At 61.9% G+C, this 15,326-nt stretch carries 12 protein-coding genes; 6 read left to right on the top strand and 6 right to left on the bottom strand.

All coding sequences use genetic code 11. The annotated features are described in order from the left end of the window. Nucleotides 1-4: 4 nt before the first annotated feature. Together CWC48_RS18285 and CWC48_RS18280 are read left to right on the top strand one after the other, a co-directional pair. Entirely contained in the window at nt 5-997 is a 993-nt protein-coding gene (locus CWC48_RS18285) for a serine O-acetyltransferase (protein ID WP_078049754.1), read from the top strand. A gap of 2 nt (nt 998-999) precedes the next feature. Then, on the top strand, nt 1,000-1,728 hold the full coding sequence (locus CWC48_RS18280; RefSeq protein ID WP_078049755.1) for an alanyl-tRNA editing protein: 729 nt from the start codon (nt 1,000-1,002) through the stop codon (nt 1,726-1,728). A gap of 114 nt (nt 1,729-1,842) precedes the next feature. Here CWC48_RS18280 and prpD read toward each other — a convergent pair whose 3' ends face one another. The 6 genes from prpD to CWC48_RS18250 form a co-directional block, all read right to left on the bottom strand. Beyond that, nucleotides 1,843-3,327: a 2-methylcitrate dehydratase gene (gene prpD / locus CWC48_RS18275; RefSeq protein WP_078049756.1), complete on the bottom strand. Its 1,485-nt coding sequence runs from the start codon at nt 3,325-3,327 to the stop codon at nt 1,843-1,845. A gap of 199 nt (nt 3,328-3,526) precedes the next feature. Continuing rightward, on the bottom strand, nt 3,527-4,717 hold the full coding sequence (prpF, locus tag CWC48_RS18270; RefSeq protein WP_100492331.1) for a 2-methylaconitate cis-trans isomerase PrpF: 1,191 nt from the start codon (nt 4,715-4,717) through the stop codon (nt 3,527-3,529). A 9-nt stretch (nt 4,718-4,726) separates the two neighbouring features. Beyond that, entirely contained in the window at nt 4,727-7,321 is a 2,595-nt protein-coding gene (gene acnD, locus CWC48_RS18265) for a Fe/S-dependent 2-methylisocitrate dehydratase AcnD (protein WP_100492330.1), read from the bottom strand. A 197-nt stretch (nt 7,322-7,518) separates the two neighbouring features. Continuing rightward, nucleotides 7,519-8,646 carry a 2-methylcitrate synthase gene (gene prpC / locus CWC48_RS18260; protein ID WP_078049759.1) on the bottom strand — a complete coding sequence of 376 codons (1,128 nt, stop codon included), beginning with the start codon at nt 8,644-8,646 and terminating at the stop codon, nt 7,519-7,521. Nucleotides 8,647-8,796: 150 nt separating this feature from the next. Next, nucleotides 8,797-9,690, bottom strand: coding sequence for a methylisocitrate lyase (prpB, locus tag CWC48_RS18255; RefSeq protein ID WP_078049760.1), 894 nt, complete (start codon nt 9,688-9,690; stop codon nt 8,797-8,799). After that, nucleotides 9,690-10,400, bottom strand: a complete 711-nt coding sequence (locus CWC48_RS18250; RefSeq protein WP_100492329.1) for a GntR family transcriptional regulator — start codon at nt 10,398-10,400, stop codon at nt 9,690-9,692. The genes prpB and CWC48_RS18250 overlap by 1 nt, the downstream gene beginning before the upstream one ends. 270 nt (nt 10,401-10,670) lie before the next feature. Between CWC48_RS18250 and CWC48_RS18245 the strand changes: the two genes are divergently transcribed. The 4 genes from CWC48_RS18245 to pabB all read left to right on the top strand — a co-directional run bounded on the left by CWC48_RS18245 (nt 10,671) and on the right by pabB (nt 15,160). Then, nucleotides 10,671-11,207 (top strand): ATP-dependent zinc protease, encoded by a 537-nt coding sequence (locus CWC48_RS18245; protein WP_058427391.1) that lies wholly within the window; start codon nt 10,671-10,673, stop codon nt 11,205-11,207. 5 nt (nt 11,208-11,212) lie between these two features. Beyond that, nucleotides 11,213-12,745, top strand: a complete 1,533-nt coding sequence (locus tag CWC48_RS18240) for an inactive transglutaminase family protein (RefSeq protein WP_078049762.1) — start codon at nt 11,213-11,215, stop codon at nt 12,743-12,745. Then, nucleotides 12,745-13,731 (top strand): alpha-L-glutamate ligase-like protein, encoded by a 987-nt coding sequence (locus tag CWC48_RS18235; RefSeq protein WP_016979244.1) that lies wholly within the window; start codon nt 12,745-12,747, stop codon nt 13,729-13,731. The genes CWC48_RS18240 and CWC48_RS18235 overlap by 1 nt, the downstream gene beginning before the upstream one ends. An 85-nt stretch (nt 13,732-13,816) precedes the next feature. Beyond that, on the top strand, nt 13,817-15,160 hold the full coding sequence (gene pabB, locus CWC48_RS18230) for an aminodeoxychorismate synthase component I (RefSeq protein WP_100492328.1): 1,344 nt from the start codon (nt 13,817-13,819) through the stop codon (nt 15,158-15,160). The last annotated feature ends 166 nt before the right edge of the window (nt 15,161-15,326 follow it).

Genomic DNA, 15,326 nt, shown 5'->3' with positions numbered 1-15,326 from the left:
CTTCATGGGTGGCTTTATCGACATGCAACAATTGCACGATGAGTTGCTCACTCACCTCATCAAGACCCTCACACCTGTGCAGATGAAGCAGTTGGAGCCGCACCTGGCGCCGCTGATCCAGAATGCCGCACAAGCGGTGGCCGAGGACCTGATCGCCTACGCCTATCGCGACCCGGCATCACGCGGGCGCGGCGAGCTGATCCTGGACTCCTACGCCTCATTCAAGGCGGTGCTGTATTACCGGCTGGCGCATCTGGTGTGGAACTTCCCCGACCAGACCAACGGGACGTTCTCGCGCATCGCCCTCAAGCTGAGCAACCAGGGCAAAGTGCTTTCAGGGGCCGAGATCCACCCGGCGGCGCGTATCGGTCGGCGCTTCGTGCTGGACCACGGCTACGGCACGGTGATCGGCGAAACCTGCGAGATCGGCAACGACTGCTACATCCTCTGCGGCGTAACCCTGGGCGCCCGTGGCATCGCCAACAACCCTGACGGCAAGCGTCACCCGCGCCTGGGCAATAACGTCGAGGTCGGTTCCGGTGCCCGCGTGCTTGGCTATGTGTTGATCGGCGACAACGTGTTCATCAGCCCATCCTGCGTGATCACCCAGGATGTACCCGCCGGCACCAAAGTGAAGGTGGTGAACCAGATCCAGCTGCAAAAAAATGACGAGTCGGACCACAGTAACTACCTCGGCGCCTTCGCATTGGATGAGCGTCTGCACGTGGTCGGCGAGGTCAATACCAGCCACAAGGTCACGGTACTGGATGCCGACTTCTACCCCCTGCCCGGGCTGATGCTGGAGCCCACCGTGAAGGAACGTCACCACCTGCAATTTCGCCTGCACCGTGTCGAGTCGGGCGACCACCTGCCGCGCCTGCCACTGAACCTGAAGGTGTGCGGCCCGGAGTTTGAAATCACATTGCTTTCCCCCCCTGGCTTGAGTGCGATGGTGCGTTCCCTGTTGCAAGCCAGCCCACTGATTGTCGGAGGTTGAACATGTCCGTGCATACCATGGAAACCCTGGCGCTGTTCGACAGCGCGCCCTACCAGAACGCCTTCAGCGCGCGGGTGATTGCGGTCAGCGAACAGGGTATTGCCCTGGAACACACGCTGTTCTACCCCACTGGCGGCGGACAGCCGGGAGACACCGGTCACCTCACCCTGGCCGACGGTACGCGCATCGAAGTGACAGGCACGGTGCGAGACCCGGTGTTACGTTCCATCATCTGGCACCAGGTGGACCACTGCCCACCGCAGTTGACTGCCGGCGTGCAGGTGGACGCCGGTCTCGATTGGGACCGGCGCTACCAGCACATGAAGATGCACACCTGCCTGCACCTGCTGTGCTCGATCATCGACGCACCGGTGACGGGATGTAGCATCAGTGCAGACAAGGGCCGCCTGGATTTCGACTTGCCGGAAATGACCCTCGACAAAGACAGCATCACTCGCGACCTCAATGCGCTGATCGAGCAGGCCCACCCGGTGAAAACCCTGTCGATGCCGGCCACCGAGTATTCCACCCTGCTGCAGATAACCCGCACCCAGGCGGTGGCGCCGCCGGTGATACAGGGCTCGGTACGGGTGATTGAAATTGCCGGCATTGATATCCAGCCATGCGGGGGCACCCATGTGATCAACACCGAAGAAATCGGACGGGTGTTCTGCGAGAAGATCGAGAAGAAGAGCAAGCACAACCGCAGGGTGATCCTGCGGTTTGAGTGAACACGATTCAATGTGGGAGCTGGCTTGCCTGCGATGCAGGCAACTCGGTGCCTCAGGCAAACCGACGTGATGCTATCGCAGGCAAGCCAGCTCCCACATTGACCCTGTAACGGCTTAGATCACGAACAGGTCCACAAACCGATTGACTGGGGTGGCCTCAAGCCGTGCCTGGTCCTTGCACAGCGCAAAAATCTCGGCACTGCGCTGTCCGGTGAACCGCGTCGCCAGGTTGGCCTTGAACTTGTCTTCGAGCAATGGAATGCCGTCCACCCGGCGGCGGCGATGGCCGATCGGGTATTCCACCGCCACCTGTTCGGTATGCGTGCCATCCTTGAAGAACACCTGAACCGCGTTGGCAATGGAGCGCTTGTCGGCCTCCAGGTATTCACGGCTGTAGCGCGGGTCTTCGACGATGACCATCTTGTCCCGCAGTTCATCGATGATCGGATGCGCGGCGTGGAATTCATCCTCGTACTGCTCGGCCACCAGGTTGCCGAACGCCAGCGGCACCGCCGTCATGTATTGCAGGCAATGGTCGCGGTCGGCGGCGTTGGCCAGTTGGCCGACCTTGGAGATGATGCGAATCGCCGATTCATGGGTGGTGATCACGATGCGCTCGATTGCATGCAGGCGATCTTTCACCAACGGGTGCAACGTCACCGCCGCTTCGCAAGCAGTTTGTGCGTGAAACTCGGCGGGGAAGCTGATCTTGAACAGCACGTTTTCCATCACATAGGTGCCGTAGGCCTGGGACAGGCTGAACGCGCGCTTGTCCTGCGGCTTGAGCGCCAGGTCCTTGTTGGTGTGGCTGAACAACACATCGTAGAACCCCCATTGCGGCGCGCTCAATACGCCAGGAATGCCCATCTCGCCGCGCAGCGCGATATCCGCCAGGCGTACGCCCCGACTGGAGGCATCGCCCGCGGCCCAGGATTTGCGCGAGCCGGCATTCGGCGCATGGCGATAAGTGCGCAGCGCCTGCCCGTCCACAAATGCATGGGACAAGGCTGCCAACAGTTGCTCACGGTTGGCGCCCATCAGCTTGGCGGTGACCGCCGTGGAGGCGACTTTCACCAACAGCACATGGTCAAGGCCCACGCGGTTGAAGGAGTTTTCCAGGGCAATCACGCCTTGGATTTCGTGGGCCATGATCATCGCTTCCAGCACTGCGCGCATGGTCAACGGTGCGTCGCCATTGGCCACGCGCTTTTGCGACAGGTGATCGGCCACGGCGAGGATGCCGCCGAGGTTATCCGAGGGATGGCCCCATTCGGCGGCGAGCCAGGTGTCGTTGTAATCGAGCCACCGCACGATGCAGCCGATGTCCCACGCGGCCTTGACCGGATCCAACCGGAACGACGTGCCCGGCACCCGCGCGCCAAACGGCACCACCGTGCCCTCGACGATCGGCCCCAGGTGCTTGGTGCATTCGGGGAAACGCAGGGCCAGCAGGCCGCAGCCCAAGGTGTCCATCAGGCAGTTGCGGGCGGTGTCCAGTGCGTCCTGGGAATCGATCCGGTAAGTGAGGACATAGTCGGCGATGTCCTGCAGGACTTGGTCATAGTCGGGACGATTGTTCTGGTCGACGTTGGCGCTCATGGCAGTACTCCAAGAAGAGGGTTGGGATCAGTCCTCGGGCTCACGGTTGTCAAAAAGCAGATCTTGGATGCCTGCCTTGGAATAGATATCTCCTGTGGGAGCGGGCTTGCTCGCGAAGGCGGTGTGTCAGGCACTGAAATGTCACCGTTCCACCGCATTCGCGAGCAAGCCCGCTCCCACATGGGTCCAGTATTGAACCTTAGAAGGCGTCGCCGGGGACGCGCACGAAGCCTTCCATCAGCACGCGCGCGCTGCGGCTCATGATGGCTTTCTTCACCACCCATTCGCCGTTCACCTGAGTGGCTTCAGCGCCCACGCGCAACGTGCCGGACGGATGCCCGAAGCGCACTGCGTTACGCTCGACACCACCGGCTGCGAGGTTGACCAACGTCCCGGAAATCGCCGCCGCGGTGCCAATCGCCACCGCCGCCGTGCCCATCATCGCGTGGTGCAGCTTGCCCATGGACAGCGCCCGCACCAGCAGGTCCACATCACCCGCCTTGATCGCCTTGCCACTGGACGCCACGTAATCCGCAGGCTTGGCCACGAATGCCACTTTCGGCGTGTGCTGGCGCTGGGCGGCTTCGTCCAGGTGCTTGATCAGGCCCATGCGCAAGGCGCCGTGGGCCCGCACGGTTTCGAACATCGCCAGGGCCTTGGGGTCGCTGTTGATCGCGCCTTGCAGCTCGGTGCCGGTGTAGCCGAGGTCTTCGGCGTTGATGAAAATCGTCGGGATGCCGGCATTGATCAGCGTGGCCTTGAAGGTGCCGACACCGGGCACTTCCAGGTCGTCGACCAGGTTGCCGGTGGGGAACATCGAGCCGCCACCGCCCTCTTCTTCTGCCGCCGGGTCCATGAATTCCAACTGCACTTCGGCGGCCGGGAAGGTTACGCCGTCGAGTTCGAAGTCGCCGGTTTCCTGCACCGCACCGTCAGTGATTGGCACGTGGGCGATGATGGTCTTGCCGATATTGGCCTGCCACACCCGCACCACGGCCACGCCGTTATGGGGCACACGGGCCGGGTCGACCAGGCCTGCGCTGATGGCGAAGGAGCCAACCGCGGCCGACAGGTTGCCGCAGTTGCCGCTCCAGTCCACAAACGGTTTGTCGATGGAGACCTGGCCAAACAGGTAGTCCACGTCGTGATCGGCGCGGGTACTTTTAGCCAGGATCACGGTTTTGCTGGTGCTCGATGTAGCGCCACCCATGCCGTCGATTTGCTTGTCGTAAGGATCGGGACTGCCGATCACCCGCAACAGCAAGGCGTCGCGCGCGGCACCCGGCATCTGCGCCGATGCGGGCAGGTCCTTGAGGCTGAAAAATACGCCCTTGCTGGTGCCGCCACGCATGTAGATGGCGGGGATCTTGATTTGCGCTGCGTGTGCCATGGTTACCTCTCAGGCCGTCGCCGCCGATTCCAGGAAGTCCTGGGCAAAACGTTGCAACACGCCGCCCGCCTCGTAGATCGACACTTCTTCAGCGGTGTCCAGGCGGCAGGTCACCGGCACTTCGACACGTTCGCCATTCTTGCGATTGATCACCAGGGTCAACTGCGCACGCGGGGTGCGCGCACCGACCACGTCGTAAGTCTCGCTGCCATCGATCTTCAGGGTGTTGCGGTCGGTGCCCGGCAGGAACTCCAGCGGCAACACGCCCATGCCCACCAGGTTGGTGCGGTGGATGCGCTCGAAACCTTCAGCGGCAATCGCTTCCACACCGGCCAGGCGCACGCCCTTGGCCGCCCAGTCGCGGGACGAACCCTGGCCGTAGTCGGCGCCGGCGATGATGATCAGCGGCTGCTTGCGTTCCATGTAGGTCTCGATGGCTTCCCACATCCGCGTGACCTGGCCTTCGGGCTCGATACGCGCCAGGGAACCCTGCTTGACCTTGCCGTTTTCAACCACCATTTCGTTGAACAGTTTCGGGTTGGCGAAGGTCGCGCGCTGCGCAGTCAGATGGTCGCCGCGATGCGTTGCGTACGAGTTGAAGTCCACTTCCGGCAGGCCCATTTTCGCCAGGTATTCGCCGGCGGCGCTGTCGAGCATGATCGCGTTGGACGGCGACAGGTGATCGGTGGTGATGTTGTCCGGCAGCACCGCCAACGGGCGCATGCCCTTGAGCGGACGTGCGCCGGCCAGCGCGCCCTCCCAGTAGGGTGGACGGCGGATATAGGTACTTTGCGGACGCCAGTCGTACAGCGGCGCGACTTTCGGGCCGGTGTCTTCGTGGATGGCGAACATCGGGATATACACCGCGCGGAACTGCTCAGGTTTCACCGAAGCCTTGACCACTGCGTCGATCTCTTCGTCGCTCGGCCAGATGTCCTGCAGGCGGATTTCCTTGCCGTTGGCATCGAGGCCGAGCACGTCTTTCTCGATGTCGAAACGGATGGTACCGGCAATCGCATACGCCACCACCAGCGGCGGCGACGCGAGGAAGGCTTGCTTGGCGTACGGGTGAATGCGCCCGTCGAAGTTGCGGTTGCCCGAGAGCACAGCGGTGGCGTACAGGTCGCGGTCGATGATTTCCTGCTGGATTACCGGGTCCAGCGCTCCAGACATGCCATTGCAGGTGGTGCAGGCGAAGGCCACCACGCCAAAACCGAGCTTCTCCAACTCGTGGCCCAGGCCCGCGTCTTCGAGGTACATGGCCACGGTTTTCGAACCGGGGGCGAGGGACGATTTGACCCATGGCTTGCGGATCAGCCCAAGCTTGTTGGCATTGCGCGCCAGCAGGCCTGCGGCAATCACGTTGCGCGGGTTGCTAGTGTTGGTGCAGCTAGTGATGGCCGCGATGATCACCGCGCCGTCGGGCATTTGCCCCGGCACGTCATCCCACTGGCCGGAGATGCCTTTGGAGGCCAGGTCACTGGTGGCCACGCGGGCGTGCGGGTTGCTCGGGCCGGCCATGTTGCGCACGACGCTGGACAGGTCGAAGGTGAGACCACGCTCGTATTGCGCGCCCTTGAGGTCGTCGGCCCACAAGCCGGTGTGGCGAGCGTATTGCTCCACCAGGGTGACTTGTTCGTCTTCACGGCCTGTGAGTTTCAGGTAGGCGATGGTCTGCTGGTCGATGTAGAACATCGCCGCGGTGGCGCCGTATTCCGGGGCCATGTTGGAGATGGTCGCGCGGTCGCCCAGGGTCAGTGCCGAAGCACCTTCGCCGAAGAACTCCAGCCAGGCGCCCACCACTTTCTGTTTACGCAGGAACTCGGTCAGCGCCAGCACCATGTCGGTGGCGGTGATGCCCGGCAGCAGCTTGCCGGTGAGTTCCACGCCGACGCTTTCCGGCAGGCGCATCCACGACGCGCGGCCGAGCATCACGCTCTCGGCTTCGAGGCCGCCGACGCCGATGGCGATCACGCCCAAGGCATCTACATGGGGGGTGTGACTGTCGGTGCCGACGCAGGTGTCCGGGAAGGCCACGCCGTCGCGCACCTGGATCACCGGGGACATTTTCTCCAGGTTGATCTGGTGCATGATGCCGTTGCCAGGCGGAATCACATCGACGTTCTTGAAGGCTTTTTTGGTCCACTCGATAAAGTGAAAACGGTCTTCGTTGCGACGGTCTTCAATGGCGCGGTTCTTCTCGAACGCGTCCGGGTCAAAACCACCGGCTTCGACGGCCAGGGAGTGGTCGACGATCAGTTGGGTCGGCACCACCGGGTTGACCTGGGCCGGGTCGCCGCCTTGCTGGGCGATGGCATCGCGCAGGCCGGCGAGGTCGACCAGCGCGGTCTGGCCGAGAATGTCATGGCACACCACACGCGCCGGGAACCAGGGGAAGTCGAGGTCGCGCTTGCGCTCGATCAACTGGCTCAGGGACGCGTTGAGGGTGGCCGGGTCACAGCGACGCACCAGGTTTTCCGCAAGCACGCGGGAGGTGTAGGGCAAGGTGGCGTAGGCGCCGGGGGTGATTGCTTCAACGGCCGCACGGGCGTCGAAGTAGTCCAGGCGGCTGCCGGGGAGCGGTTTGCGGAATTCAGTGTTCATCGTCAGGACTCGGTCACGGTGGTTGCAAAAGGAGCCCACGGATCCTGGGAGAGAATGCGATCAAAAGGTGGGAGCGGGCTTGCTCGCGAAGGCGGTTTAACAGTCGCCATGTGTGTTGAATGACACACCGCTTTCGCGAGCAAGCCCGCTCCCACATTTTTGATCCGGTTTCACCCCGGGTTCAGCGGTTTCTCCATTCAGCGACGTTCGATTGGCACGAACTTGCGCTGCTCTACGCCGGTGTATTCGGCGCTTGGACGGATGATGCGGTTGTTGGCGCGCTGCTCGAACACGTGGGCAGCCCAGCCCGTCAGGCGCGAGCACACGAAAATCGGCGTGAACAGCTTGGTCGGGATGCCCATGAAGTGGTACGCCGAGGCATGGTAGAAGTCGGCGTTAGGGAACAGCTTCTTCTGCTCCCACATGGTTTTGTCGATGGCTTCGGAGACCGGGAACAGCACCTTGTCACCTACTTCGTCAGCGAGTTTTTTCGACCAGCCCTTGATCACTTCATTACGCGGGTCGTTGTCTTTGTAGATCGCGTGGCCAAAGCCCATGATCTTGTCCTTGCGCGCCAGCATACCGAGGGTGCCTTCCACCGCTTCTTCAGCGGACGAGAAGCGCTCGATCATCTCCATCGCCGCTTCGTTGGCACCACCGTGCAGCGGGCCACGCAGGGAGCCGATGGCGGCGGTGACGCAGGAATACAGGTCGGACAGGGTCGAGGCACACACCCGTGCAGTGAAGGTCGAGGCGTTGAATTCGTGCTCGGCGTAAAGGATCAACGACACGTTCATCACCTTGACGTGCAGCTCGCTCGGTTGCTTGCCATGCAGCAGGTGCAGGAAGTGGCCGCCGATGGTCGGCTCATCGGTCACGCAGTCGATGCGTTTGCCGTCGTGGCTGAAGCGGTACCAGTAGCACATGATCGCCGGGAAGGCGGCGAGCAGGCGGTCGGTGATGTCGCGCTGCACGCTGAAGTCTTTTTCTGGCTCGATATTGCCCAGGAACGAGCAACCGGTGCGCATCACGTCCATCGGGTGGGCGTCGGCGGGAATGCGTTCCAGCACTTCTTTCAGCGCTTGCGGCAGGTCGCGCAACTTGCTCAGCTTGGCGCTGTAGGCCGCCAGCTCGGCTTTGCTCGGCAGTTCGCCGTACAGCAGCAAGTACGCGACTTCTTCAAATTGCGCATCGGCGGCGAGTTCGCGCACGTCGTAGCCGCGATAGGTCAGGCCAGCACCGGCCTGGCCCACGGTGGACAGTGCAGTCTGCCCGGCCACCTGGCCACGCAGGCCGGCGCCACTCAATACTTTTGCTTCAGCCATTTCTCTTCTCCAATCTTGTATTTATAAGGAGGCCTTGGTTAATCGCGGCCCTGTAGGAGCCGGCTTGCCGGCGATCGGCCCTTGAGGCTTGCGCCAGGTTCGAAGGCGCAATCGCCGGCAAGCCGGCTCCTACAGTTGTTCGTCAGGCATTTATTTCTTGGCGGCAAACAGCGCGTCGAGCTTCTGCTCGAAGGTGTGGTAGTCGATGCGATCGTAAAGCTCCATGCGGGTCTGCATGGTGTCGATCACGTTCTGTTGGGTACCGTCGCGACGGATCGCGGTGTAGACATTTTCGGCCGCCTTGTTCATGGCGCGGAAGGCCGAGAGCGGGTACAGCACGATGGAAACATCAGCAGATTTCAACTGTTCGGTGGTGTACAGCGGCGTGGCGCCGAACTCGGTGATGTTGGCCAGGATCGGCGCTTTCACACGGGAGGCGAACAGCTTGTACATGTCCAACTCGGTGATGGCTTCCGGGAACACCATGTCGGCGCCGGCCTCGATGCAGGCGGCTGCACGTTCAAGGGCAGATTCCAGGCCTTCGACGGCCAGGGCATCGGTACGCGCCATGATCACGAAGCTGTCATCGGTGCGCGCGTCCACGGCAGCCTTGATGCGGTCGACCATTTCCTGTTGGGACACGATTTCCTTGTTCGGGCGGTGGCCGCAGCGCTTGGCGCCGACCTGGTCTTCGATATGGATCGCGGCCGCGCCGAACTTGATCATCGACTTGACGGTGCGCGCCACGTTGAACGCCGAGGAACCGAAGCCGGTGTCGACGTCCACGAGCAGCGGCAGGTCGCAGACGTCGGTGATGCGGCGCACGTCGGTCAGCACGTCATCCAGGCCGGTGATGCCCAGGTCCGGCACGCCGAGGGAGCCGGCCGCTACACCGCCGCCTGACAGGTAGATCGCCTTGAACCCAGCGCGCTTGGCCAGCAGCGCATGGTTGGCATTGATCGCGCCCACCACCTGCAAGGGGTGTTCACTGGCGACGGCGTCACGGAAACGCTGGCCTGGGGTGCTCTTGTTATTGGAAGTCATCATTCACCTCGTGATTGGGCAGCACCGTCCGGGAAGTGACGGGCAATGTTGCGTTTGGACGCGCCGATATGCCGGCGCATCAACAGTTCGGCCAGTTCACCGTCGCGATCGGCAATCGCGTCAAGAATGCGGTGGTGCTCGGCAAAGGCCTGGCGTGGACGATTGGGGGTGGCGGAAAACTGGATGCGGTACATGCGCACCAATTGGTACAGCTCGCCGCAGAGCATTTGAGTGAGGGTGCGATTACCGGCGCCTTGAATTATCCGGTAATGAAAATCGAAGTCGCCTTCCTGCTGGTAATAGCCGACACCGGCCCGGAAGGCTTCGTCGCGTTCGTGGGTGTGCAGCACTTGGCGCAGCTCTTCGATCTCCGCGTCCGTCATGCGCTCGGCTGCCAGGCGGCACGCCATGCCTTCGAGGGATTCGCGGATTTCATAGAGTTCGATCAGCTCGGCGTGGGTCAAGGACACCACACGCGCGCCGACATGCGGCACGCGCACCAGCAGGCGCTGGCCTTCCAGGCGGTGGATCGCCTCGCGCAATGGGCCGCGGCTGATGCCGTAGGTGCGCGCCAGTTCCGGCTCGGAGATCTTGCTGCCGGGGGCGATCTCACCCTTGACGATGGCGGCCTGGATACGCCGGAAGACGTTCTCGGACATCGTCTGCGAATCGTCTTGCGCCATCACTGGGGTTTCCAGCTGATCCAGCATATTGTCGACACCTTTAAAAGCAATGCCGCAAAAACTAGCCAATCAGCCCAGGATAGTCAAAGAATAAATCCACATTGTCGACAATCGTCTAATAACTGCTGTTGCACCCTATCGGGGCATGGCCGGCTGCCAGCGCTGGCGCCAAAAAAGCATCATGTTAGAATGCCCGCCACTTTTGCCTGACATCATTGGATGAAACGGCGTACGAGGGAGTTTGCGCAGCAATGCCAGTCGCCTTGAATTGAACATCGCACTGCCGCCTCGGGATCTATGAGACTCAAACCCTTCCTTCTATTGATGTGCCTGTTGACCGCACCCAGCCTCGGCGCTGCCGCCGAGAAGACCGTGTATGGCCTCAACGAATATGCCCAACTGGCCGGAATCGACCTGGAAGTCGCCGCCAAACTGGACACCGGTGCCAAGACCGCGTCCCTCAGTGCCCGTGATATCAAGCGCTTCAAGCGCAACGGCGAATCCTGGGTGCGCTTCTATCTGGCCATCGACACCGCCCATTCCCACCCCATCGAACGCCCCCTGGCCCGCGTGAGCAAGATCAAGCGCCGCGCCGGTGACTACGACCCCGATGAGGACAAGAACTACACCGCCCGTCCTGTGATTGCCCTGGATATCTGCATGGGCACCGCTTTACGCAGCATCGAAGTGAACTTGACTGACCGCAGCGCATTCCAATATCCGCTGCTGATTGGCTCCGAAGCGCTGAAGCGCTTTGATGCGCTGGTCGACCCCAGTCTTAAATACGCAGCAGGCAAACCTGCCTGCGCCGCCGACGCTCATACCGCCGAGTAAACCGAATGCGCTCTCTGACCCTGCACCTGAGAATCCTGATCACCATCCTGGTGGTCCTGGGTATTTCGGTCACCGCCTACCAGATTTTCGTGCAGGGGATCCCCGTGACCGAGAATGCCACCGATGACTTGTGGAACGTCGACGCCAAGGTCGAGTTTGTTGCCAGCGCCAAGGACCCGGTGAAGATCCAGATGTTTGTGCCGCCCCTGAACCGCGACTACGTGAGCCTGAACGAAAGTTTTATCTCCAATAACTACGGGGTCAGCGTCAACCGGACCGACGGCAACCGCAAAGTCACCTGGTCTGCGCGCCGGGCCAAGGGCAACCAGACGCTGTATTACCGCGTGGTGTTGATCAAGCGAGACCGAGCCGACAAGGTCAAGCTGAAGGGGCCGACCTTTCGCGACAGCATTGCGGTAGAAGGCCCGGAGAAAATCGCCGCCGAGGCTCTGCTGGCACCGATTCGCCAGCACTCGGCCGACGTCGAAACCTTCGTCAGCGAAGCCATCAAGCGCACCAACAACCTCAATGACGACAGCGTCAAACTGCTGCTGGGCGCCGACACCTCGGTTGCCAAGCGCGCCAAGATCGTCGAGTTGGTGCTGTCTATCGCCCACGTGCCGGTCGAAAAGGTCCACACCATCCGCCTGGTAGCCGACCAACCGCAAGCCCCGGAACTGTGGCTGCGCAGCTTTAATGGCAGCGACTGGTTGTACTTCAACCCGGAAACCGGCGAACAGGGCCTGCCGGCCGACCGCCTGCTGTGGTGGACCGGTGATGAGAACCTGATCACCGTCGATGGCGGTAAGAAAGCCGTGGTCACCTTCAGCCTGAACAACAGCGAGATGAATGCGATTCGCCTGGCCAAGCTGACCGACGAGAACACCGACGCCAACTTCCTCGAATACTCGCTGTACGGCCTGCCGCTGCAGACCCAGCAGACCTTCATGATCATGGTGATGATCCCGATTGGCGTGCTGGTGATCCTGATCCTGCGCAACCTGATCGGCCTGCAGACCCTGGGCACGTTCACCCCGGTGTTGATCGCCCTGGCGTTCCGCGAGACGCAGTTGGGCTTCGGGATTGTGCTGTTCACGATTATCACGGCGCTGGGGCTGTCCCTCAGGTCGTACCTGGAACACTTGAAGCTGCAGATGCTGCCGCGGCTGTCGGTGGTGCTCACCTTCGTGGTGGTGCTGATCGCGGCCATCAGCCTGTTCAGCCATAAATTGGGCCTGGAGCGTGGGTTGTCGGTGGCCTTGTTCCCGATGGTGATCCTGACCATGACCATCGAACGCCTGTCGATCACCTGGGAAGAACGCGGCGCCAACCATGCGCTGAAAGTGGCGATTGGTACGCTGTTCGCCGCATCCCTGGCGCACCTGATCATGAGCGTGCCGGAACTGGTCTACTTCGTGTTTACGTTCCCGGCGGTCCTGCTGATCCTGGTGGGTTTCATGCTGGCCATGGGTCGTTATCGCGGCTACCGCCTGACCGAGCTGGTGCGTTTCAAGGCCTTCCTCAAGGCTGATTCGTAATGTTCGGCTTCTGGAAGACCTGGAAGGCCCTGGAAGCGCGCGGGATCATGGGCATCAACCGGCGTAACGCCGACTACGTGCTCAAGTACAACAAGCGCAGCCTGTACCCGATCGTGGATGACAAGATCATCACCAAGGAACGTGCGCTGGCCGCCGGCATCCATGTGCCGGAAATGTACGGGGTGATCTCCACCGAGAAGGAAATCGACAAGCTCGACGACATCATCGGCGGGCGCAGCGACTTCGTGATCAAGCCGGCCCAGGGCGCCGGCGGTGACGGCATCCTGGTGGTGGCGGACCGCTTCGAAGGGCGCTATCGCACGGTGTCCGGCAAGATCATCAGCCATGAAGAGATCGAGCACCAGATCTCCAGCATCCTCACCGGCCTGTACTCGCTGGGCGGCCACCGTGATCGCGCGCTGATCGAGTACCGCGTGGTGCCCGACCAGATCTTCAAGAGCATCAGTTATGAAGGCGTGCCGGACATCCGCATCATCGTGCTGATGGGCTACCCGGTGATGGCCATGCTGCGTTTACCAACACGCCAGTCGGGCGGCAAGGCCAACCTGCACCAAGGGGCGATTGGCGTGGGTGTCGACCTCGCGACCGGCCTGACCCTGCGGGGCACCTGGCTGAACAACATCATCACCAAACACCCCGACACCACCAACGCGGTGGATGGCGTGCAACTGCCCAACTGGGACGGTTTCATGAAGCTTGCGGCGGGCTGCTATGAGCTGTGCGGCTTGGGCTATATCGGCGTGGACATGGTGCTCGACCAGGAAAAAGGCCCGCTGATCCTGGAGCTGAATGCGCGGCCTGGGCTGAATATCCAGATCGCCAACGACTGTGGCCTGACCCTGCGCACCCATGCAGTGGAAGCCCGGCTGGAAGAGCTGAAAGCCGCCGGCGTGACGGAAACCCCGGAAGAACGCGTGAAGTTCGTGCAGGAAATGTTTGGGCATATTCCACCTGTGGAAGGCTGAAGATCGCATCGCCGGCAAGCCGGCTCCTACAGTGGAATGCGGTACAATTGCCGCCCCTTCTATGCCTATAGCTGATTCGCCTCGCATGTCGACCTGCTCTGTATTCCCACTGCCTTACCAGGCCAACCCCGCTGCGTATTTTGCGGCGATTCGCCATGCGCCTGGTGCCGTGCTGCTGGACAGTGGCCGACCGGCGGCCGAGCGCGGGCGTTATGACCTGCTGAGCGCCTGGCCGCACGCAACCCTGACGGTTTCACCTGACGAGAGCGGTAGTGATTTCCTGCAACGCTTGCGCGAAAACCTGACCCAGCTGGGTAAAGCGGATCTACCCGCCGGCTATGAGTTGCCGTTTGCCGGCGGCCTGATCGGCTACCTGAGCTATGACTTCGGCCGGCACCTGGAGCACATGCCGCACTTGGCCGCAGACGACCTGCACCTGCCGGATGCGCGCTTCGGGTTGTATGCCTGGGCATTGATCAGTGACCACCAGGCGCAAACCAGTCAATTGGTGTTTCACCCGGCACTGGCCGATAGCGAGCGGCAACGGCTGATCGCCTTGTTCAGCCAGGTACGTGTCGACACCTTGGCCACCTTCACACTTCAGGGCCCGATGGCGCCTGACCTCACCGCCGAGGCTTACCGCCAGGCCATCCTGCGTATCCAGGACTACATCCAGGCCGGCGATTGCTACCAAGTCAACTTCGCCCAGCGTTTTCGAGCGCCGTGCAGCGGCGATCCGTGGGTGGCTTATTGCGCCCTGCGCGAAGCCTGCCCCACGCCCTTCTCCGGGTTCCAGAGCCTGCCGGACGACGGTGCGGTGCTGAGCCTGTCGCCTGAGCGTTTCGTGCATATCAGCGAGGGTCGCGTAGAAACCCGCCCCATCAAAGGCACCCGCCCACGTGGGCTGACACCCGAAGAAGACGCTGCCAACGCCGACGAACTGCTGGCAAGCCCCAAGGATCGCGCCGAAAACCTGATGATCGTCGACCTGCTGCGCAACGACCTTGGCCGCACCTGTCGCATCGGCTCGGTCAGCGTGCCGGAGTTGTTCAGCCTGGAAAGCTACCCCAATGTGCATCACCTGGTGAGCAGCGTGACGGGTGAGTTGGCCGACGACAAAGACGCCCTCGACTTGATCGCCGGCAGCTTCCCCGGTGGCTCCATCACTGGCGCGCCGAAGATCCGCGCCATGCAGATCATCGACGAACTGGAACCGACCCGACGCGGGCTGTACTGCGGCTCGCTGGTGTACCTGGACGTGCGCGGCGAGATGGACAGCTCGATCGCCATCCGCAGCCTGCTGGTGAAGGATGGCCAAATATGCTGCTGGGGCGGTGGTGGGATCGTGGCGGATTCGCAATGGGAAGCGGAGTATCAGGAGTCGCTGACCAAGGTGCGCGTGTTGTTACACACGCTGGAAAACCTGTAGCAGCCAAGCCTTTCCTGGCTCTCGTCGACAGCGCCGGCCGACAGGAAAAAACCTCAATCAGAACGTTTATGGACTGTATTCGGGCCGGACGATAGCGTCCGGCTCGGACCGTCCATTAGCCGTCTGTGAGGGATCACATGAACCGACTGCTTACTCGTCAGAAATT

It is taken from the genome of Pseudomonas sp. S10E 269 (assembly GCF_002798465.1).
GTDB classification, from domain to species: Bacteria; Pseudomonadota; Gammaproteobacteria; order Pseudomonadales; family Pseudomonadaceae; genus Aquipseudomonas; species Aquipseudomonas pergaminensis.
This window is presented reverse-complemented; position numbering and strand designations above follow the sequence as displayed.